Raw genomic sequence first — 22,094 nt, 5'->3', positions numbered from 1 at the left:
CTCAAACCATGATTCGCGCGGGCCGCGATAACAGGCTGTGATGTAAAAAATAATTTCGTTATTGGACGTTAACCTTATCTTGAACATCGGCCTGTAGTGCCCATAAACATGAGCACGCGTGTATTAATAGTTGATGATCGGCCAACGAACCTGAGGATCTATGCTCAGTTCGTTACGTTGATGGGGGAGAAGTATTCCGCCGTCACCTATGCCGACCCTGTCGAAGCCCTACAATGGCTTCGTGAAAACAAAGCGGATTTGATGGTCGTCGACTATCGTATGCCGCAAATGAATGGTGCCGAATTTATCCGGCAAGTCCGGATGATGCCGGGTGCCAGCGAAATTCCTGCTATTGTTATTACAGCACATCAGGACCGAGAATGTCGGTTGGCCGCACTAGATGCTGGCGCCACAGATTTTCTTCAGAGCCCCGTTTCGCACGTTGAATTCTGCAACCGGGCTTCGTCCTTGCTTACCAAAACCAAGAGAAGCGTGACACTGCGCCGGCGGGCGTCGGAAATCGAACGCAAGCATGCCGCTTCTGGTGCAACAGTATCTCCTGAAGGGTCTTCAGGGAAAAGTATGCTGGAACAAATCATCGACACAATTCCGATCATGATCAACGCCACAGATCGTTCCGGAAAATGTCTGTTTACGAACGCCTATCAATCTGCCTTGTTCGACAAAGATCCAGATGAAATGGTGGGCACAGATTTTGCCAATAATTTTGAATCCACTCTGGCGGCCAATTCACGTCGACGCGATGCCCTCGTTCTGAAGTCCTCACTGGCTATCCCGCATTATGAAGAAAAAATAACGAGCGACGGCGTCGATCTGATTTTCCATTGCAACAAGTCGCCACTTCTTAATCACAAAGGCGAAACGATCGGCGTTTTGACAACGGCAGTCGATATCACTGCCCGGAAATTTGCCGAAGAGCATCGAACACACTTGGCATTGCACGATATGCTGACGGGTCTTCCTAACCGCGTATTGCTTGCCGAAAACGTCAAAACGACGATTGAAAACTGCAAAAAATCGAATAGCGAAGCAGCCCTTTTGCTTCTCGACTTGGATCGCTTCAAGATCATCAATGACACCCGTGGCCACCATAGTGGTGACGCGCTTTTGCGAGAAGTTGCTGAACGGATTTCCAAAGTCATAGAGCCGGATGATTTTGCTGCACGCATTGGTGGCGATGAGTTTGCAATCATCCTGAACAAATTTGAAAGCCTGGATTCTATCAATTCTCGTTGTTCAAAAATCCTCAAGGCAATCAACGAACCTTACGCGATTAGCGGCGTTGAGCAAGTCATCGGCGCGTCAATTGGCGTCAGCCTAATTCCCGGTGATGGGGATGAATATGAAGAAGTTCTGCGCATGGCGGATCTTGCCATGTATGATGCCAAGGCAAACGGCCGCAATTGCCATCGGTTTTTCTCGGAAGGCATGAACGAAATTGCCCAAGCCGACGCAGCACTAGAAAATGAATTGCGTGATGCGCTGAATCAGAACCAGTTTGCGCTCGAATATCAGCCAATTGTTGACTCCAAAAACCTTGATTACGTAGGCTTGGAAGCCCTGATCAGATGGGATCACCCAACTCGAGGCCGGTTGTTACCAATTCAGTTCATTCGCGTTGCTGATGATAGCGGCCTCATGGACCTTGTCGGCAATTGGGTCATTGGCGAAGTATGTCGCGAAATCAAAGCCTATGCGGACAAAGGCATTGACCTGCCCCGCGTCGCGATCAATGTTTCTCCACGGCAATTCCAAAATAATAAGCTTTGCGATGAATTATTGGCAAATATTGAAGCCAATGACATTGATCCTTCACAAATTACCATCGAGATCACCGAAGAATTGCTGATCGACAACAATGAGCAGGTGAGAGAAACGCTGCAACGCATTCGCAGCCATGGCGTTGGAATCTCGATTGATGATTTCGGAACCGGCTATTCCTCTCTGCAATATCTGAGAGATTTACCTGCCAACTGCCTTAAAATTGATCGCACCTTCATCTCGCGCATCGAGCATAGCGCAGCAGATCGCGCCATCATCGGGACCATCGCGCATTTGGCCCACGCACTGGATATGCGCGTAGTGGCGGAAGGTGTTGAAAATGATGCGCAGCTGGATTTGCTGCGAATTTCTGGTTGCGATGAAATCCAAGGATTTAAAATTGCACGGCCACAAAGAGCCGAAGATCTTGGCAAGCTGTTTGAAGGTCGTAAGATTGATGAGCCCAGCCGGTCGGCAGAAGGTTGAGCGATATGCTGTCCAGAAAAACCCATAGTTCTTCAAAATCGCACCACCACCATCACCACCACCATTCCCATGGTATGGATGGTCAGGCTCGGGACCGCGAACATGAGATGATCAAAAACAGGATAGTTTTGATCGTTCTCGCATTTTCAGCATGCGCCATTCTAGGCGCCCCGGCCGGAATGATCATCGGCTTCGGTGTCTATTTCGTTGTAAGCATCGCGATAGCGGTCGCCTATCATGTTGATCGCGCGCCTTCAGACTTAAGGCGATTCCTAGGACTTTGCACGGATTTTGGCGCAGCAGCCTTCCTGTTTCAGATTGGCGGAGAAAGCTCCGCTGCCGTTTATCCCTTATTGCTATGGGTCATTTTGGGAAATGGATTCCGCTTCGGAGTCCCTTGGCTTTTCCTTGCGTCAGCAATGGCGTCTCTCGCTTTCGGCTGGACGATCTATTCCGTAGATTTTTGGCGCGAGAACTCTTCCCTCTCCATCGGTTTGCTTGTCGGATTGATAGCGATACCGGCATATTGCTCGACGCTGATCACCAAAATATCACAAGCAAAGGAAGAAGCAGAAGCGGCCAACAAGTCCAAAAGCCTGTTTCTCGCCAGTATCAGTCATGAACTGCGTACGCCGCTCAATGCCATCATTGGCTATGGCACCTATATGCTCGATATGAAGCTACCGGAAAAGCAGCATCAAATGGTCTCGACCAGTGTATCGGCCGGGCGCCATCTATTGCACCTGATCAACCAGCTACTTAGTTTTGCACATTCGGATTCAACTGAAGAATTGCCAGAACCGAAACCATTTTCTGTTGTTGCTGTCCTGTCTGAAGTGCGCGACATCATGCAGATTGCGGCGGACGAAAAAGGCCTCGAAATCGTCCTTCAGGCAGACCCTAGCAGCGACCAGATCATCTCCGGTCAACTGGATTATGTCCGCAACATTCTCATCAATCTTACCAGCAACGCGGTCAAATTCACTGAATCAGGGTCAATTACCTTGAGATGCGGGTTCGGTTCCGAGAATGATCATAGTCAAATGTGGGTTTCGGTTAGCGACACCGGTCCAGGCATTGCTATCGAAGCGCAGAAGAAAATTTTTGATGTTTTCCAACAAGCAGATGAAACGATTGCAAGCGAGTTCGGTGGAACAGGGCTTGGCTTGGCGATATGCCAAAATCTTGCGGCCCAAATGGGTGGAGATATTTCGGTGGAAAGTGAGCTGGGTGCTGGCAGCACATTCACCGTGTCTTTTCCTACAGAAACTCAAGACATTGAAGAATTGGATGCAGACGAGGATAGCGCTGACGATAGCATCGTTAGAATTCTCTCTCTTACCCGAGATCGTCATGCTCCGATCATCTGCAATGATGATGATCAACCAATACAGATAGATCATATCCAATGTCACGAATTGGACGATGTCGAAAAAATCTTGGATCAACGGAACCTCGAATCCTACGATATCGCTCTGTTGGATAACGCAATTGCAAACGACCATGATGATGAATCGCCGCTTTGGTCTGCTTTCCGGGAAGCCAAGCTTCCTCCCGTCTTGTTTGCTGAAGGCAAAGAGAAGAATCTCAAAGACATCCAACTGCGGGCGGCCTTCGCCACTCTCCTTCCGGCGGGTTCAGACTTCGGCACGATACGCAGCGCCGTCCAGATCGGTTGTTCCTTTGTCACGGGAGCACAGCAGCATGCTGATCCACGAAATGATATCGAGCCTCAGCCGTCCACCACTGCATCGGCTCGGGTGCTTATTGCTGACGACAATCGTACCAATCAGATGGTACTGGAAACAATATTGGCCAATGCTGGTCATGAAGTTACCGCGGTAGCCGACGGTGAGAAAGCGCTTGAGGAGCTTGAGCAAACTTCCTTTGATATTGTCTTTCTCGATGTGAACATGCCAATCATGGGCGGTATTGAATGCTGCAAATTATGGCGTCAGATAGAAGGACCGCGTCAGCATATTCCGATCATTGGTTTGACGGCCGATTCAACGGATGAAACCGAAAAGAAATGCCTTGATGCCGGTATGGATCTGCGCTTGACAAAACCGATAGAGGCCAAGGAGTTAATCAACGTTATCACTGCGCAGACTGCCGGTAATATCAGCTCAACAGCCCTTGAAATCGTTCCCGACCCACTCGGAGTCATCAGCAACCTCCATAGTGAATCTAGCGAGCCCGCAACACCAGCAGTCGATCCAGCTCAGTTAGAATATCTGCTATCGATTGGAGATGATGCCTTCGTTCAATCCATTATCGAATCCTATCTTGAGGATACCAACGAGATATTGACCGCATTCAAAAAATCAATCGTTGATGAATCGGTAGAGGACTTTCGGTTCCACGCCCATGCGTTCAAAAGCGGTGCTGCAAATATTGGCGCAACCGGGCTCGTCGAAACATGTTCAATACTCGAAGTGATCACCGAACGGGATTTCGAAGATATGCGGAGTGAATATCTCGCCAAGGTCGAGCAACAAATAGCCGATGTTCGTGCCTATCTCGCAACCGTTTCGACAAGCAATCACGACGATATGCCCGTTGAAAAAGTTGCACAAATTTAGTGGATTACTAGACCGCGCTCAATGAGCGTTGGATGCGGCGATCCTGCGCCTTGGCTAAGCGTTCCATCTTGCGGACATCCGCTTCTTCAAGATAAAGCGCGGTTTCGGCCCATAGATCGGTGACTTCCATCAGCTCTTCCAAGCTCACTGGATTTGCGATTTTCCTGGCACGATAAACGGCCCGTTCCGCGTGGAAGCGTTTGCGGTTCTCTTTGGTATATTCAATGATAGCCGCTTCGCCCATTCCATCTTCTGCCAAGATATCGACTACACCAAGATCATAAAGTTCAGAGGCGGTGAACAATTTGCCTTCAAGAATGAAGCGCTCCGTATCTCTGCGGCCGAGACGTTGTCTCAGGAAACTGTAGGCGCCCATGCCTGGAAAGAGATTGAATAGAATTTCCGGCAGGCCTAGTCGCGCGCTTTTTTCGGCGACCAATATATCGAACGCCAGCGCATGTTCAAATCCACCGCCCAGAGCATCACCCTGCACCAAAGCCATGGTAATGATCGGCGCACCGAAGCCAGTGCTATTCTCATATTGCATATGGACGCAAGTACGAGCGTATTTCTTCAATGCTCCCAAATCACGACGACGTATACAGTCGGCGAAATGCTTCAAGTCACCACCCAAATTGTAAATACCGGGTGTGTGTGATCCACAAACAAAATAGCGCAAAGGATCTGCGACTTTCAGCCCATCCATCGCATAGTTCGAGTGGATCCAGTCTTGAACCTGTTGAATTTCATCTCCCAATTCATAGGTGTAACTTGGACGAGATGTCTGGTTCATATAGCACCAGAAAATTTCATCAGATCGATCAAACCTCAGATCAATTTCATTAAATTGTTTCGCGAAAATATCAGGTTCAGAAGTGGGCGCATGGACTAACAAATCATTCGCTTCAATCAGCAAATTCTGTTCCACATCATTGGCAGCGCGATTGCTAAAGTCCATAATATACTCCTTATGTGACAAGGTGTTTGACGATACTCAGCCTAACAAGTTCCTCTGCCTAAGGTACAAAATTTTACAATATGCCCCATTTCAACGCAAGTAAAACTCAGAAGATTTCGTAACATGCTTAATTGACTCGAAAATTTTCTTATCTTTGAGTCATTTGAATCAAATTTGCGCAGCCGAATTCGTTAACATTTTGCGATTTTGAACGAATTATCCGTCATCACCCCAATGTTTTAAATCATGTTTTGAGCATTTTAGCGCCGTGAGCACCGGCTGTTTTTAGCCTGCATCTGACTCTGCACCGGCAGATTGATTTACCAACCCGCGGAACGCTCGAACAGCAGAGCGGTTTCCCTTGGTGACTTCAAAAACATCTTCGGCGATAGGCATCTCGACCCCGTATTTCTTCGCCAGCGCAATAACTGTCGGCGCACTTTTAACGCCCTCGGCTACCATCAGCATTTCATCGATGATTTCATCAATATGACGCCCTTTGCCAAGCTCGACACCGACATGACGATTGCGGCTCAACGGGCTGGTGCAAGTGGCTATCATATCGCCCATTCCGGTGAGACCCGCAAATGTCTCGGCTTTACCGCCCATGGCAACGCCCAAACGCGTAATTTCCGCAAGCCCTCTGGTGATCAAGGCCGACCGGGTATTGTCCCCTGCACCCAGACCATCACCCATACCCACGGCAATAGCGATAATATTTTTGAGCACGCCGCCCAATTCGCAGCCGAGCAAATCGGTATTGGTGTAGACGCGGAAAAAGCCGGAATGGAAAAGCTTCTGTAGCTGTTTCACGATTATCTCATCTTCCATCGAGATTACGCTGGCAGCCGCTTGGCCAGCCATAATTTCACGCGCCAGATTGGGGCCAGTCAAAACGCCGACAGGATGCCCGGGAAGAACCTCTTCAATGACCTCCGTCATCCGTTTGCTGGTAGCCAGCTCTAGGCCCTTGGTTAGACTGATGACCGGAACCCAAGGCCGCAGATGTTGTTTAACATCTTCCAATACGCTGCGAAAATTGCTGGAGGGGATTCCCATAACCAACACATCTGCACCCGATACCGCCTCGCCAATTTCGGACGTCGCGGTCAAAGCCGATGGCAATTTTATGTCCGGCAAATATTTGCTATTACAATGATTGTTGTTGATATCGCTGACCGTTTCGGGATCCCGCGCCCAGAGTTTAATCGGCGCGTTACGCGACACCAACGACGCCACCGTGGTTCCCCACGACCCGCCACCCAGCAATCCAACTTTCAATTCCATAAAAATCCCTTCTCCGACGACTCCTCTAGCGGAAGCCCATCTCGTTTAGACTGAAAGGAATTTCAGTATTTTGCAAGAAACTCGAGATGATGCCGCGCCGTTCCCTTTGGGTTTTCTATCATCGGAACATGGCCAACATCCTCAAACACTACCGATTCAGCGTTTGGAATGCCCTTTTCCAAAACATCCACACAACTGACATCAATCAACTGATCGTGACGGCCCCATATGATCAATGTTGGTGCCTTCACTTGATCAAGATGGTCATTCAATGGATTGTTCATGCCGTCTTCGACCAGGGTCCAGAATATTTTGTTGAGCAACTCTCGATGCGCAGATGAATCTTCGTAGAAGATTTTCCGAAATTGTCCGGGAACCTTCATCGGCTCGTGAGCAATAAAAGCAAGCATCCGCTTCACATCGTCGGGACTTTGAATCTCGAGCGGGTTTTGACCATCCTGGGCTTGTTTCTGGAGTTTGCTTTCGTCGGCTCCAATGACCCCGGCGTTGTTAAACAATGTCAAGGACATCAGATAATCTGGATAGTCCAATGCAAAGCGCAACGACACATAACCACCCATGCTATTGCCACCAATATGGCATTTTTCAATTCCCATCACATCCAGGAATTCCCGGACACGCGAAGCTTGGGTAGCCATGTCATAATCGCGATCAATATCTCTGTTATTTTCTCCAAACCCGGGTAAATCAGGAGCAATCAGCCGATATTGCCCAACAATCTCTGGCGCATATGCAGCCCAGTTGTCCTTGTCACCGCCAAAGCCATGAAGCAGCAATAGAGGTTCGGCATCGGGAGCCCCTCCCTCCAGATAAGGCCAGTTCATATCCCCTACTTGGATCGATTTCAGCGTCAGCCGACCCTTTTTACGCAGGGCGTTACGCAAAAATTCGAACAGAGCCCGCGGAAACAGTGCATAGAGGGCAACCAAGCTCAGCAGAATAAGCCCTAAGATCGAAACCAATATTGCCATGACTTTCCCCTATCCCTTCGCGGCTGACAGATGCGCATCCAACCAATCAGTCATATCATTGAGGACTTGATCTTTTTCCGGCTCATTGAAAATCTCGTGGAATAGCTCGGGATAGATTTTCAGCATCTTTTCAGTGGAAGAAACATGGCTGTTTAGAAATTTGGAGCCTTCCACGCCCGCAAGACTATCTTCTTCACCGTGCAACAGGAGAAGTGGTAGTGAAATCTGATCGGCATTTTGCTGAACGCTGGTCATGTTGTTCAGCATTTCTGCGGCCAATCTGGCCCCCATCTTTCCATTATAAACCAACGGATCTGCCAAATAGTCGGCGACAACTTTCGTATCACGACTAACCCCATCAGAATCAAGTTCGAGCACGCCAAGCTTGGGAAAAAACCGAGATAAAAAGCCGCTGACGGCTTTGAGGAATGCAGAGGGTTCTTCCGCTGCCTTTATCGCCGGACCGGAAAGCACACAGGCAGCAAAGCTTGCCTGTTTTTTCAACAAATAGGCCGCACTAATCAACCCGCCCATGCTGTGCCCGACAAGCATGACCGGTAAATCGGAGAAATCTTCTTTTGCACGGGCCAGCAACTGATCAACCCCGTCACCGAATACGGAAAATTCCGGAACGAATCCGGGCGTGCCATCCGATTGTCCGTGCCCCCAGTGATCCACCGCATAAACAGCATAGCCTTTGCTCAAGCAATGTTCTGCGAAATACTGGTATCGACCGCTATGTTCCGCATAGCCGTGCACAAGCATGATGAGGGCCTTGGGTTTACCTGCCGGCAGCCATTTCTGCCAATATAACTGGGCCCCCGCCGCTTTTGATCCCTTTGAAAGGACTAACCTACCGTCTTCCTGTTTCAAGCGATTTTCCTTTTCACGACCTCGTGATCATGCGCCAGTTCGTTCTCATATTCGAATAATATCCGGTCCAGCGTCTGACTAATCTTCGTTTGGGTGCGAACCATTTCAATTTTTGGCCATGTGGTTCGTTCACCGAGCTCCACCAGCTCCGTGATATCCTCTACCGGCAAATTACTTAAAAGCTTCGATGGTCCCCAGAACATTGTCGGTCGGATAATGTTGATATCACCTGTGTAATCCTGGTTGATCACCGACAAAGCCATATTTGCCATGCTATTCAAACGCGGGAAATAGGATAGCGGCTTCTGCATAATTTCCACATTGGCGTTGATCCATGCTTTCCAAGTCGCTGTCGACGCATTGCGGATAGACGAGAGTGGATTGCGTTTATGACTGACGTCCGTGGCAAAAGGCGTGATCAATGGATTGGCCTGGCTGACGATATGGTGATTCACGCCATAAAGCCGTGCGAGCCGCTTAACCGGAAGGTCATGCGTCACCGATCCGTCCACCCATTTGCGATTTGGCAAATAAGGAACCCGCTCGCCGCGATGGTTTTTGGCCGCCAGCGTGACCGGCGGATAAATGCCAGGAACTGCGCAAGAGGCCAGCACCGCTTCGCGAATATAGACGTTGGGAGATGCAATAGCGTTCAACAGCCTTGAAGTCTGATGTTCTTCTGCCGGCGCAATAGAAACATTAAGATGACGACCGGTAAGCTCATAGGCCTCCTGAAACGTCAAATCAGGAAGCATGTCTGACAACCGCTGGCGTATTTCATCTGCCCGCATCCGTCTGGCCCCACCCAGAAAACCACCCTGCCCGTCATCTTCTTTGTCAGCACCGATAATCAGGTTTTCCGGTTCAAAAAATGGCGGTATCTCTGCGTCGGCGTGGGTACTTATCAGGGCACCCACGACAGAACCGCCGCTGGACCCGGACATGATATGAGGAAGCAGCCCTTCCTCCCAAAGCGCCTTCGCGACCCCAACATGGAAATAGAGATAGGCACCAGAACCGCTCATCAGAAAAGCAGAACGCCCATAGCAATGCTGCGCGCGCCGGAAAAAATCGAGCTTTTCCTCAAAAGGTATATCGGTCACCTTGTCGCTCGCTAGATATTCCAGCGAATTTGCGATCGCATCGACATAGTCTTGGATAAGCCGCTTCGTACCAAATTTGGCCTTTTGATGAAGACGAGCATTGCCCATACCATCCATATTTCCATGGATACCTTCGTTCAAAGCATAGAGAAGCCCCGCATTGTCCTGCGACTTCCAAAGCTTTGAGAGGCGTTTCAATCGGCGGCGGATGGATATATGATCGAAATGCTTACTTTCATCCGATGTTTTCCATATGTCGACTCCGGTGGATTTGTCGTGCGCTTTCGCGGCTTTCGACCATTCGGAATAGCTCTTGGCCTGCGCCATCGCTTTTTCCATCTTCAAAGTCGTGTTCAGGATCATCTTCGGTTCACTCTTTCACCAAAATTACGCATGGGAGCATTCACCGCCCGAAAAGCAGGCGTCGTACAATATCCGCTCCTTATTTCACATTCGGCTTGTCTCCGCCGACCGCTTTTGATGCAGTAGCTCGGGGCTTTTTAGCAACCCTTCGATACATCACCGAACCATCTTTGGGCGTTACCGGTTTCTTTGATGTCACCGCCGTTTTTTTGGTCCGGCGTGCAACAGCATTTGGAATGGCATCCCGCAGTTCTTCAAACGCCTTTTGCAGGCATTCCCTGAAAAACTCAACATCCGGCATCATTTTGCGGTCGGAAATAATGCTGAAAGAGATTGTCCCATTGTAACTTGGTGTAGCGATAAAAAGACCCATTCCATGTGCCAACGGCGCCAAACCATATTGGTGCGTCAATTTCGCTCCGTTCATATATAGCTGAATTTGGGGGCCAGGAACGTTAGAGACCATCAAATTGCTCATTTTCGGGGCGAAACGTTCATCGGTCAAAATCCGCGCGACACCCGCCATCGTGACGCCCGGGATATGTTTAGTCAAATCAGTCATAATCCGCGCGCTGAGCCCGGATTTTGCCGCTTTGGTCTCGCGCGTCGTATCGCGAATAGCTTCCAGACGCTCAACCGGATCTTTTATATTCGACCAAATTTTGATCGTCATCGCGGATATATTATTGCCTGGATTGGATTCCTCACCCGAGCTGCTCCGCGCATTCACGGGAGCTACCGCGACAAGAGAATCATCTGGAAGTTCCTTATGTTTCGTCAGATAATGGCGCAAAGCCCCGCTACAGATCGCAAGCACAACATCATTGATCGTCGCATCAGCCACCTTGAGACGCATTTTTTTCAGCTCATCAAGATCAAATGTGACCGCATCAAACATCTTATGGGGGGTCACAGGACCATTGAAACGGGTTTCCGGAACGCCGGTTTCTGTTTTCTCGTCACTACCCGTCAGATTTTTCTGAGCCTTTGAAAGAAGCGCGGGGGCAAATTTCAACAATGCCTGTGCCAATTTGACCGGCGACGTCACTGTACTGTTGACCGCGCGATTCAATATTTCGGCGGCTGTCGGTAGATCATTGTCCGGTAGGTTGCTTTTCGGCAGCGGGATCGCCGGAGTGCCTTTGGCATCTTTGTCAGAAATAGCGGCAAAGAAATGGGCACCCGACACACCGTCGATGGTCGAATGGTGAATACGCGTCAGAATGGCATAGCTGCCCTTTGCATAGCCCGGGACATTATCGAGGCCTTCCAACACATACATATCCCAAAGCGGCCGTGTCATATCCAGCGGCTTGCTGTGATGGCGCGCCACGTGGATACAAAATTGCCGCCAGTCACCAGGCGCGGGCAAGCGGCCATGCGAGATATGCGCTTCAAGATCGAAATGCTCGTCTTTCACCCAATAGGGATGATCAATATCCATCGGCAAACGGTATAGCTTCCGCTTGAACATCGGCGAAATATCCATGCGCTTGCGCATATGTTCTATGATATCCTTGAACCGCACCTTTCCGTCCGGCGCAGTTGATGGATCAAAAATATAGACGGCCATCACATGGGTAAGATTGGTGGCAGACTGGATGTATAGAAACTGGGCATCCTGTGCGCTCAGTTGACTAATATTGCTCTGCTCGGTCATCAACTATATCCTCTCCACGGCGCGGATCATTCAAACACCCTGTCGGCCAGCGTCAGCAATTCAAGCCGGGATTTTTCCATACGGCGGGAAAGCGCTCTGAACTTCCGCAACAACGCTTTTCGTTCAGCCACCGTATCGGCAGTGGATTCACCCGTCAGACCGAGACTAGCTGCCATTTTGAACCCATTTTCGAACAAAATTTTTCCGATCGAAGCTTCACTGGTAATCCGGCGAAGAAGATAGGCCTGCTGCCCCTCTTTCAAAGCCATCTCTACGCAGCTCTTCTTATCAATCACATCGCCAACTTCCAGCCGCGACAATATGTCCAGAACAACGGTGTAGGCCTCCACAAAAGGAAGGAATACCGCATGACCGACCAACGGCTGAAAACGGTTGACGAGGCTAGCAAGCATGATGCCGCCCTCCTCCAGCTTTGCCTCCCATTTCGGATCAGCCCGCTGCAATTCTGCTCTCAAATTCTTGCGATATTCTTGTTTTTCGGGATAGAAAAACTCAAACTTGAAAAGATCGCGTAGACGGTCCGTTTCTTCCCAGAACACATCTTCCGCCTTTCGATCACTGACTTCCCGCGCTTTCAAAATCGATAGTTCGATGATCGCCTTGTCGAGAAAATGATGAATGATCGAGTTGCGATAATAGCTCGCGATAGGGTGCTGGTCCGGTTCTATCGCATACACCAGAGATGAGCCTTTGTCATAGCGGACCAGGAGCCCATTGTTTACCAATGTTTCCACTACTTGAAGCACGCCATCCAGGCTTTGCTGTGTCAAATCTTCGCTCAACCGGATGTCGCGTTTTTGAGCCCATTCAACCATGTAGTTGATCGTGGCACGCAGTTCATCGGCGGTCATCGCACGCGGTGCCGTGCTCAACAGACAGAGGCACATGAGCGACGTTAGCGTCAGCGGCGTTGCCCGATTGGCTTGTACGGCAACTTCAAAGGCCATTTTCGACAACGCCAGTCGATCATCCGGATTGGGCGCCTTTTTGACAACCACCGGGTCGCCAAAATCCACATAGACTTTACCCATCGGCTCGCGAAGGCTGCGGAGGTAACCGAAGAACCAGCTCAATGACTCGGGCTTTTTTATCCGCCCGGTTTGCTCGCTCGCATATTCCTCGACGTCGCGGATCAGGTCAAAGCTGGTAACAACCGGAATGATATGCACATTCTCGATATCGTTGCTGTGCGCGCTATCCATAACATATTTAAGCAATCCGTAGCGTGGCGGCATCAACTTGCCGAGCCGCGACCGTGTTCCTTCAAAAGCCCAGGTCATCGGAAAGCGTTTCTCGAGCAGATAGCTTACGTAATAACGCAAGACCAGCTTGTAGACGGGGTTGTTCTCGAAGCTACGTCGGATGAAAATCGTGCCGGCGCGGCGCAACATGAAACCCAGCCCGAAGAAGTCCAGATTGATGCCACCGAATAGATGGATGAGCGGCAAGTCGTTTTGATAAGCAAGATCGGTGGCAGTTACGCCATCGATATAGGTTTTGTGCGTGAACAATAATAATGTTGGATGTTCCCGCATGGTCTGGCGCAATCGGTTCAGCTCCTTGCGATCGAACACCACCCTGTCTTCATAGCCCTGCGAAAGCATGAAGCGATCCAGCTTGGCCTTCATGTCGATAAACAAGGGATTGGGTCTGGCGATCAACTCCTTCATATATTTTGAAGCTTGCTCGTAGAGCGCCGCTTCACTTTCACCGAGATCACCGGACAGCCGTGTCATGGCGCCCCGAAAACGTGGATCGCTGCGCAAACCGGCGGCGACATGCCGGGGCACCTTATAGCGTCGTCCCCGCAAACCGCGCTCGGCAATATCCAGCACTAGACCCGCTTGTCGAACAACAAAGGAGGCCAATTCCGCATTATCGGTCTGATCATAATCCTTGCTCAGTTCGGCAAAGCGTTGTTTCAGTTCACCTATTGTTGCCGGTTGCCCAGTCAGACAATGGGCCCGGCGTTTATTGCGCAAGAGAATCGAACGAGCACGCAAGCTACCCGGATTGCGTGGATCACCGAAAATGACGTGCCGCATTTTGACCGCACGGCTCTTTTCAAAATTGGGGATACGCCAGGCGATGCGAACCGGCACCACCAAAGTATCGGGGCCTTCATTCAGCTTTTCTTCTAGGCGATCAAGGCGCATTTTCGCCCGTTCGTCGGATATTGGCAGGCTGACCCAATTCAGCTTCCCGTCAGGACCGCCTTCCGCCATCGATGTGTGGAGCCAATCGAGTAGATACCGACGTTCGACACCGTTGCGAGCGTCGATCACAAATAGCTTGGGCCCCTGCGCCAGTAGCGGGGCGGAAATTGCTATCTGTGCTGCTTCGTCCATCCCGGCCCCTTGATTTCAGTCTACTTCGCCGCTTTCATTTTTGTCGGCTTCCCGGCGGCAGCTTTGCCTTTTCGGGTAGATCGACTTGCAGGCTTCTTTGCAACGGATTTTTTCGCCGCCGTTTTTTTGATGCTCGTTTTTTTAACCGCTGGTTTCTTCCGCGCTACCGTCTTTTTAGCTGGCGTCTTTTTAGCTGGGGTCTTTTTGGTTGAACCCTCGTCATTGACGAGCGCCTCCAATGCTTCCTCTTCATCCGCCTGGCCCAACGCCTCTAGGAACATGGACCGCACTTCAGCGACATGGTCATTCATCGTCCGCACCGACCATTTGCTAGTATCCACCGCAGGCAGAACATCCACCTTGACTTGAGCGGGGCGCATCAGAAACTCGTTTTTGGGCGCAACATCACCGGCATTGTGGATAACGATCGGCACCATCGGCACGCCAGCCTGGATAGCCATATGAAAAGCACCCTTTTTGAACGGACCGAGTTTCGGTGACAGAGTGCGCGTGCCTTCCGGTGCAATCACAATGGATTTGCCATCAACCTTGATCGCATCAATCAATGGCGCCATGGCCTTGATCGCACTTCCGGCATTGGCACGGTCCACGAATACCGTTCCTGCCAATTCCATCAGCTTGCCGATGACCGGCGTCTCCCGCACTTCCTTCTTCGCCACGCCGCCCATATCCCGGCGGATCAATTTGGCGAGGATCATCACATCAGCCTTGCTCTGATGATTGAATACAAAAATACAGGGCCGTGACGTCCATAGATTTTCTTCACCGGTCACTTCCAGTTCACAGCCAGTCAGCGCCGTCGCCACGTCACCGAATAAACCGGTAGAAAAGTTCATCGCTTCTCGTTGCGATCCTGTCAGCGCCCATATTGGTAACGATGCCACCGCCGACCCGATCAGCGATCCCGTGGCATAGATGGTGCGAAAATAGTCCACCGGTTTGCCCTGCCCCCGGCTTTCATATTTTTCCAACGGCCAGTCATTTTCCCGCGCTGCTTCACGCAATTTCGTATTCGGATTTAGCGGTCGTGGTTTGCCCACGCGTTCCAGCAATTCGATGTCGTCATAGCTGTCGGAATAAAAATAGCTTTTGTCGAGATCTAGATCATAGTCCGCTGCCAGGTTCTCTGCGGCGATCACCTTGCCTTCGCCAAAGCATAAGGGTCTGATGATATTGCCGGTAAATTCACCATTTTCGACTTCATATTGCGAGCAAAGCACATGCTCGATATCCAGATCGCGAGCGGTCGGTTCAATCTGATAGATTGTCGCGGATGACACGATGGCGATCGTATGGCCCTTAGCGCGATGCGCTTCGATCAGCGCCCGTGCCTCCGGATAGACTTTCCGCGCGATATGTTTTTCGTAAAGCTCTTCACCAAATTCGAAATAGCTGTCCTCGGTTACGCCCTTCATGAACTTCGCTGCGCCCGACATCAGGCCCGAGAACCCCATATTCCCGGTACTATATTGTGCCATTACGTTGATCGTTTCGACAATTTCTTCGGCGGTCATTTCTCGCCGCTTGATTTTCTCCCACAACATCGCGGTGGCTGAATAGCCAGCGATAATCGTGCCATCAAAATCAAACAAAGCGGCAATATGCGCACCTTCCGGAGCGTCTAAGACGTCCTGCAGATGAGATTGATATTCAGCCGTTTTTTTCTTGGTCATGCAGATGTCCTTCGCCGAAACTCTATCGTGCCAAAAAATCTTGGCTATTCCCAGCTATTATTAGCGAAAAGATCAATTCATCGCTGAATTGCAGTCTGCCGTCCCTTTATGGTCCAATTCTAACAAAGAAATTAAGAGTTTTTGAGACGTTCGGTTCTGGAATAGTATTATCTCCATCGCCTCTTCGGTGCATCGGCTTTATGCGGCGTTTCGATCACGCCCCAACTCACGAGCCGGCAATTATTTTAACCCCTGATATGGGTTGCAGGGCCGCAGGATGATCGCTACATGCTGCCCGGTCTATTGAGGTGCGTTGGCTGAGTGGTCGAAAGCGCCGCATTCGAAATGCGGTATGCCAGCAATGGTATCTAGGGTTCGAATCCCTAACGCACCTCCACAGACAGAAATCAAAAACAACGCGTCACGACACGATCCGGGCCACTATCCCTCCGTGCTCGCGCACCCACTTTCCCAGCATCTCACGACATTACGATCCTGATGCAACACTTGCATCTGGCCCCAAAACGCCTAAATTGCGACTATGAATTCAGTAGATCCGTTCAAGTCCGGCAATCCGTTGCCGCCCAACACACCTGACGTCCTTGATGCGCGTTTTGCCATTGGCGATGTTGTGCGCCATCGCATTTTTGATTTTCGTGGTGTGATCTATGATATCGACCCGGTCTTCGCGAATAGCGAGGAATGGTATGAGGCAATTCCAAAAGATTTGCAGCCGCCACGGAACCAGCCTTTTTATCATCTTTTCGCTGAGAATACGGACAGCAGCTATGTTGCCTATGTCAGCCAGCAAAATCTCTTGTCCGATGACAGTGGTGAGCCGGTAAGCCACCCTGATGTCGCAAGGCTTTTTCAGGCGACCGAGAATGGCAAATATAAGCTACACCAAATTCACCGGCACTAAGACCGGCGCGTTCAGGACTTAATCTTCCAACCGGATTTCAGCAAGAAATAGCAGATGAGCGCTAGGCCAACGTTGATCGCCAGCAAGATCAGTGCGCCCAGCACTACCGGAGAATCGGATTCACCCAAGAAGCCATAGCGGAACCCGGATATCGCATAGAAAAAGGGATTCACATGGCTCACGGCCTGAAAAGCCGGTGACAGACGGTCGATGGAATAGAATGTTCCCGACAATAGTGCCAAGGGCGCAACCACGAAATTGGTGACCGCAGCGGCATGATCAAATTTCTCTGCCCAGATTGACGTCATCACGCCCAGAAAAGATAACATCGCGGCACCCATGATGCCAAACCAAAGTACAGCCCACCAGTGAACCACACCGACATTGACACCCGGCCAGATAAACATCGCTAGCCAGACTGCAAAGCCGACCAATGCAGCTCTAGTCATGGAGGAGGCGACGAGCGCTGCCAATAGTTCACCAACCGATAGCGGTGGCGTCAGATAGTCAACGATCGTCCCCTGAATTTTGCCGACCAGCATCGCAAAACTACTGTTGGCAAAAGCATTTTGTAGCATCCCCATGCAGATCAGGCCCGGCGCAATAAAGTCGGAGAAAGGCACACCCAATACGGTGCGATCGCCGCGCCCCAGCGCGATGGTAAATATGATCAGGAACAATAATGTCGTGATCGACGGAGCCCAGACCGTCTGCAGCTGGACCTTGAAAAACCGCCGGACCTCTTTCCAGTATAATGCCAGAAAACCGGCCCAGTTAACGCCGCGAATGATAGGGACACCCGGTTCAGCAAATTGCATTGCGGTTGCCGGGCTATCGTTTGTTTGATCTTTTTCTAGTTGGTCGAGCATATTCATCCCGCCTATCGGCTCCTAACGCCAATCACAACCCTATATTGCGCTACTCTCGCACCAATTTCGTGCCAATATCGTGGTTGTATAATCACCCCGGCAGCCCTATATTGCGGGAAACCGAAAATGAGTGGGACTTTGCATGGCTTGGACTGACGAGCGGATCGATTCGCTGAAGAAGATGTGGGAAAAAGGCCTGACCGCCAGCCAGATCGCAGAAGAACTGGGCGGCGTCAGCCGAAATGCTGTCATTGGCAAGGCGCATCGCCTTGGCCTGAAGTCACGTCCCTCGCCTGTCAAAGCAAAGCCTAAGGCCAAAAAGGGTGCAAAACCGGCTGCCAAACCGAAGAAGCCGCCGACAAAAAGCCCCACCACGGCCAAGCCGAAAGAAGAGCATGTTGCACGACGCGCCATGCCACCACCAACGCCAGCAGCTCGGACACATGCCGCTCAACAGGCTCGTCAACCCAAACATGATGGACCGAAAATCGTGTCTGTCGGCCCCGGCGGCTTTTTGCGCCAAGGCCCTGGTGACCAGCAGGCTCCGATTCCACCAGCACCGCCACGGCGTCTGGTGCCTGCGAAGCCGAGCGAAGAAATTGCCGACAAGACCAGCCTTTTAGACCTGAATGACAAGATATGCCGTTGGCCGATCAATCACCCCGGTGAACCTGACTTCCATTTTTGTGGGGAAGAGGTCAATCCAGGCTTTCCTTATTGCGTCGAACATTGCGGTCGCGCATTTCAGGCTCAATTGCCGCGTGGCACGCGCCGGCCTCCGCCACCGCTACCATTTGGTGGACCCCGCGTTCGATAAACATCCTGCGAGGGATTTCGTGTATTTTCAGTCCTTTGGTAAAAGAGCCTATAAGCCTCTTGCCAGTGTGACTCCTGCGCTCTTATAGAGTCGGACATGTCTGATGATCTGTTCGGCGCTAACCCGCCAGCCCAATCCAAAACCGGTGACTATGACGCCTCTGCCATCGAGGTCCTGGAAGGCCTGGAACCTGTCCGGAAGCGGCCCGGCATGTATATTGGCGGCGTCGATGAGCGGGCGCTCCATCATCTAGCCGCCGAAGTAATCGACAACAGCATGGATGAGGCCGTTGCCGGTCACGCCAGCCGAATAGAAATCACGCTGGACGCAGAAAACCGCTTAACTGTTACCGATAATGGTCGCGGTATTCCCGTCGATCCCCATCCAAAATTTCCAGGGAAATCGGCACTGGAAGTCATCATGACGACGCTCCACTCGGGCGGTAAATTTTCAGACAAGGCTTATGCGACATCAGGCGGTCTGCACGGTGTCGGCGTTTCGGTAGTAAATGCTTTGTCATCCGACACAATCGTCGAAGTGGCCCGCAACAAAACCCTGTATCGCCAATCCTTTTCTAAAGGAAATGCGACGTCCAAGCTCGAAGAAGTTGGCACCGCTCCCAACCGCCGTGGCACCAGCATATCCTTCATTCCCGATACCGAGATTTTCGGCGAAGGAAATATGTTCAAACCATCACGGTTGTTCAAACTCGCTCGCTCCAAGGCCTATCTCTATGCGGGCGTCGAAATCCGCTGGAAATGCGATGAAAGCCAAGCCAGCGATGATGTTCCAGCAGAAGCCGTTTTCCAATTTCCGGGCGGTCTCTCGGACCACCTTCGGGAGCAGCTCGCCGGACGGGAATGTGTCACCACAGAATTCTTCGCCGGCAATCAAGATTTTCCCGACAGTCAGGGACGGGTAGAATGGGCTATCACATGGCCGATTTGGACCGACGGAAGCTACAGCTGGTATTGCAATACTATTCCAACACCCAATGGCGGCACGCATGAAACCGGCCTGCGCAATGCGCTTGTCCGCGGCCTGCGTGCCTTTGGTGAGCTAGTACAGATCAAAAAAGCATCGCAGCTGACCGCCGACGACCTCATTTCCGGTGGTGAGATGATGCTGTCCGTCTTCATTCGCGATCCGCAATTCCAGAGCCAGACCAAAGACCGGCTGACCTCTCCAGAAGCTTCAAAGCTTGTTGAAAATGCAGTGCGCGATCATTTCGATCATTTCCTGACCGACAATATGGATCGCGGCAAAGCGCTGCTTGGTTTTGTCATGGAGCGGATGGAAGAGAGACTGAAGCGCAAGGCCGAGCGCGAAGTCAAACGCAAGACCGCGACATCAGGCCGCAAAGTACGTCTGCCGGGCAAGCTGACGGATTGCTCTATCGGCGATCCAGAAGGCACTGAACTATTCATCGTGGAAGGCGACAGCGCCGGCGGGTCTGCGAAACAGGCGCGGGAACGCAAAACCCAAGCGATTTTGCCAATCCGCGGTAAAATCCTCAACGTGGCATCGGCCAATAATACAAAAATCATGGCCAATAGCGAGATTGCCGATCTCATTCTCGCGCTCGGTTGCGGGACCCGTAAAGATTGCGACCCCGACAACCTTCGCTACGAGCGTGTAATCATCATGACCGACGCCGATGTTGATGGTGCTCATATTGCGACCTTGTTGATGACCTTTTTCTTTCAGGAAATGCCGGAAATGGTCCGGCAAGGGCATCTCTATCTCGCTCGTCCGCCGCTCTATCGTCTGAGTGCAGGCAACAAGAGCCTCTATGCGCAAGATGAAGCAGACCGCGCCAAAATCGAAAATGGCCCCTTCAAGGGTAAAAATGTTGAGGTCAGCCGTTTCAAGGGACTGGGTGAGATGAACCCTTCACAACTTCGGGAAACGACGATGGACCCCGAAACGCGCTCCATGTATAAGATATCGCTGCCGCAGGAATATGAACAACGCGCAAGCGTAAAAGATCTCGTCGACCGTCTCATGGGCAAAAACCCGGAACACCGGTTCAATTTCATCCAGCAAAATGCGGCCAGCCTTGATGAAGAAGTTATCGACGCCTAGCGACGATTAGCCGGGCACAAGGTCAGAAATCTAAAAACGAACAAGGCCTATGCGGCGACCAAAGCCTCAACCAGCGCTTTGACTTTCTTCTGTCGCCATTGCGGTAGCGGCGCCATCAGCCAATATCCGCGCGAAGACACGCTATCTTCACCGATTATCTCAACCCGGCCAGCAGCGAGATCGCGCTGAACCAGCATTTTCGGTACCCAAGCATAGCCAAAGCCATTGGCAGCTGCTTCAATGGCAAGACCACCGTCCGCCACGCGCATCAAAGTCGCCTCGCCTTCCGATATCGGACAGCCGGGCCAATCGATTTTATTGCCGCCGTCACTGCCGGGAGCGGCGATCTTCACAAACACCGTGTCACCTAGCATCTTGCCTTCATGCTGGCCCGGACCATCGCCCAGCCAAATCGCGACGTCCAGATTCGCCTCGGTAAAGTCAATTTCATCATCGGCAGCGACCAGCGCGAAACTGGTATCCGGATTATCAGCGGAAAAATCTGAAAGTCTTCCGTTGAGCCATTTCTGAGTGAAATCTCGTGGCGCAGCGATCGTCAGCATATGAGAAGATTGACCGGACTGCATCGCCCGGACGGCCTCTTCAAATTGCAGGAACCCAGAACGCAGGGCATCCAGTCCGGCTGCGGCTTCATCCGTTAGTTCAAGACCTTTCGGCGTTCGGCGGAACATCACCACACCCAGCATATCTTCCAGCGCTCGGATTTGTTGCCCCACAGCCGCAGGCGTCACCGCCAGTTCATCGGCCGCTTTGGTAAAGCTAAGGTGCCGTGCGGCAGCATCCAGCACACGCAGCCCGTTCAATGGCAAATGGGTACGCTTCATTGTTCGACAGTCGGCTCGGTCAAAGGGAAATGCGGAATACGGACATCAAAAGCAGAGGGCGTGCTGCCCACCATGGTGAAATGCCCCTCCATAGAACCGCTCGGTGTATTGAGCGGACAGCCTGAGACATAGTCATGGGCTTTCCCGGGCTGGATGATCGGCTGTTCGCCAACCACGCCGTCACCGTCGACAACTTGCAGGCCACCACGCTCGTCGTTGATCTGCCAGTGCCGGGTCAATAGTTGAACCGGTGCATCCCGATGATTCTCTATCCGGATATGATAGGCCCAGAACCAGCGATTGCCGTCAATGTCGGATTGCTCCGGCAAGAAGGTAACCGAAACGCGTACGGTCACCCCATCGGTGGTTTCAGCAAACGGGAAGAATGATTCCATGCAACCGATATA

The 22,094-nt window shown here is 51.3% G+C and carries 16 protein-coding genes and 1 tRNA gene; 6 read left to right on the top strand and 11 right to left on the bottom strand.

Annotated elements, in window-relative coordinates:
* Window positions 1-108 precede the first annotated feature (108 nt).
* Complete coding sequence (locus tag ABJG22_RS08480; RefSeq protein ID WP_348019802.1) at window positions 109-2,268, top strand: EAL domain-containing protein; 2,160 nt, start codon at window positions 109-111, stop codon at window positions 2,266-2,268.
* A 5-nt stretch (window positions 2,269-2,273) separates the two neighbouring features.
* Entirely contained in the window at window positions 2,274-4,850 is a 2,577-nt protein-coding gene (locus tag ABJG22_RS08475) for an ATP-binding protein (RefSeq protein WP_348019801.1), read from the top strand.
* A gap of 7 nt (window positions 4,851-4,857) precedes the next feature.
* Here ABJG22_RS08475 and ABJG22_RS08470 read toward each other — a convergent pair whose 3' ends face one another.
* From ABJG22_RS08470 to ABJG22_RS08435, 8 genes are all read right to left on the bottom strand, one after another.
* On the bottom strand, window positions 4,858-5,808 hold the full coding sequence (locus tag ABJG22_RS08470; RefSeq protein ID WP_348019800.1) for a crotonase/enoyl-CoA hydratase family protein: 951 nt from the start codon (window positions 5,806-5,808) through the stop codon (window positions 4,858-4,860).
* A 285-nt stretch (window positions 5,809-6,093) separates the two neighbouring features.
* Window positions 6,094-7,095 carry an NAD(P)H-dependent glycerol-3-phosphate dehydrogenase gene (locus ABJG22_RS08465; protein WP_348019799.1) on the bottom strand — a complete coding sequence of 334 codons (1,002 nt, stop codon included), beginning with the start codon at window positions 7,093-7,095 and terminating at the stop codon, window positions 6,094-6,096.
* Window positions 7,096-7,157: 62 nt separating this feature from the next.
* Window positions 7,158-8,087, bottom strand: coding sequence for an alpha/beta fold hydrolase (locus ABJG22_RS08460; RefSeq protein ID WP_348019798.1), 930 nt, complete (start codon window positions 8,085-8,087; stop codon window positions 7,158-7,160).
* A 9-nt stretch (window positions 8,088-8,096) separates the two neighbouring features.
* On the bottom strand, window positions 8,097-8,960 hold the full coding sequence (locus tag ABJG22_RS08455) for a lysophospholipase (protein ID WP_348019797.1): 864 nt from the start codon (window positions 8,958-8,960) through the stop codon (window positions 8,097-8,099).
* Window positions 8,957-10,426: a DUF3336 domain-containing protein gene (locus ABJG22_RS08450; protein WP_348019796.1), complete on the bottom strand. Its 1,470-nt coding sequence runs from the start codon at window positions 10,424-10,426 to the stop codon at window positions 8,957-8,959. Before ABJG22_RS08450 ends, ABJG22_RS08455 begins: the two co-directional genes overlap by 4 nt.
* 79 nt (window positions 10,427-10,505) lie before the next feature.
* Window positions 10,506-12,086 carry a wax ester/triacylglycerol synthase family O-acyltransferase gene (locus ABJG22_RS08445; RefSeq protein ID WP_348019795.1) on the bottom strand — a complete coding sequence of 527 codons (1,581 nt, stop codon included), beginning with the start codon at window positions 12,084-12,086 and terminating at the stop codon, window positions 10,506-10,508.
* 26 nt (window positions 12,087-12,112) lie between these two features.
* Window positions 12,113-14,455: a glycerol-3-phosphate 1-O-acyltransferase gene (locus ABJG22_RS08440; RefSeq protein ID WP_348019794.1), complete on the bottom strand. Its 2,343-nt coding sequence runs from the start codon at window positions 14,453-14,455 to the stop codon at window positions 12,113-12,115.
* Between the two features lie 20 nt (window positions 14,456-14,475).
* On the bottom strand, window positions 14,476-16,149 hold the full coding sequence (locus ABJG22_RS08435) for an HAD-IB family hydrolase (RefSeq protein WP_348019793.1): 1,674 nt from the start codon (window positions 16,147-16,149) through the stop codon (window positions 14,476-14,478).
* 307 nt (window positions 16,150-16,456) lie between these two features.
* Between ABJG22_RS08435 and ABJG22_RS08430 the strand changes: the two genes are divergently transcribed.
* Window positions 16,457-16,546, top strand: a tRNA-Ser gene (locus ABJG22_RS08430).
* A 144-nt stretch (window positions 16,547-16,690) separates the two neighbouring features.
* Window positions 16,691-17,071, top strand: a complete 381-nt coding sequence (gene hspQ / locus ABJG22_RS08425; RefSeq protein ID WP_348019792.1) for a heat shock protein HspQ — start codon at window positions 16,691-16,693, stop codon at window positions 17,069-17,071.
* Between the two features lie 11 nt (window positions 17,072-17,082).
* Here the strand turns inward: hspQ and ABJG22_RS08420 are convergent, their stop codons facing one another.
* The gene (locus tag ABJG22_RS08420; RefSeq protein WP_348020333.1) at window positions 17,083-17,889 is read right to left on the bottom strand and encodes an ABC transporter permease; all 807 of its coding nucleotides are present in this window, start codon (window positions 17,887-17,889) and stop codon (window positions 17,083-17,085) included.
* A gap of 193 nt (window positions 17,890-18,082) precedes the next feature.
* Here ABJG22_RS08420 and ABJG22_RS08415 point away from each other — a divergent pair, with 193 nt between their 5' ends.
* Entirely contained in the window at window positions 18,083-18,757 is a 675-nt protein-coding gene (locus ABJG22_RS08415; protein ID WP_348019791.1) for a GcrA family cell cycle regulator, read from the top strand.
* A 96-nt stretch (window positions 18,758-18,853) separates the two neighbouring features.
* Complete coding sequence (parE, locus tag ABJG22_RS08410; RefSeq protein WP_348019790.1) at window positions 18,854-20,842, top strand: DNA topoisomerase IV subunit B; 1,989 nt, start codon at window positions 18,854-18,856, stop codon at window positions 20,840-20,842.
* Window positions 20,843-20,889: 47 nt separating this feature from the next.
* Here parE and ABJG22_RS08405 read toward each other — a convergent pair whose 3' ends face one another.
* Window positions 20,890-21,687: a LysR family transcriptional regulator gene (locus ABJG22_RS08405; RefSeq protein ID WP_348019789.1), complete on the bottom strand. Its 798-nt coding sequence runs from the start codon at window positions 21,685-21,687 to the stop codon at window positions 20,890-20,892.
* Window positions 21,684-22,082 carry a Co2+/Mg2+ efflux protein ApaG gene (gene apaG / locus ABJG22_RS08400; RefSeq protein ID WP_348019788.1) on the bottom strand — a complete coding sequence of 133 codons (399 nt, stop codon included), beginning with the start codon at window positions 22,080-22,082 and terminating at the stop codon, window positions 21,684-21,686. Before apaG ends, ABJG22_RS08405 begins: the two co-directional genes overlap by 4 nt.
* Between the last annotated feature and the right edge of the window lie 12 nt (window positions 22,083-22,094).

This window comes from Parasphingorhabdus sp., assembly GCF_039939955.1.
Taxonomy (GTDB): Bacteria; Pseudomonadota; Alphaproteobacteria; order Sphingomonadales; family Sphingomonadaceae; genus Parasphingorhabdus.
Note: the sequence above shows the minus strand (reverse complement) of the source record. Positions and strands in the feature narration are given on the sequence as shown.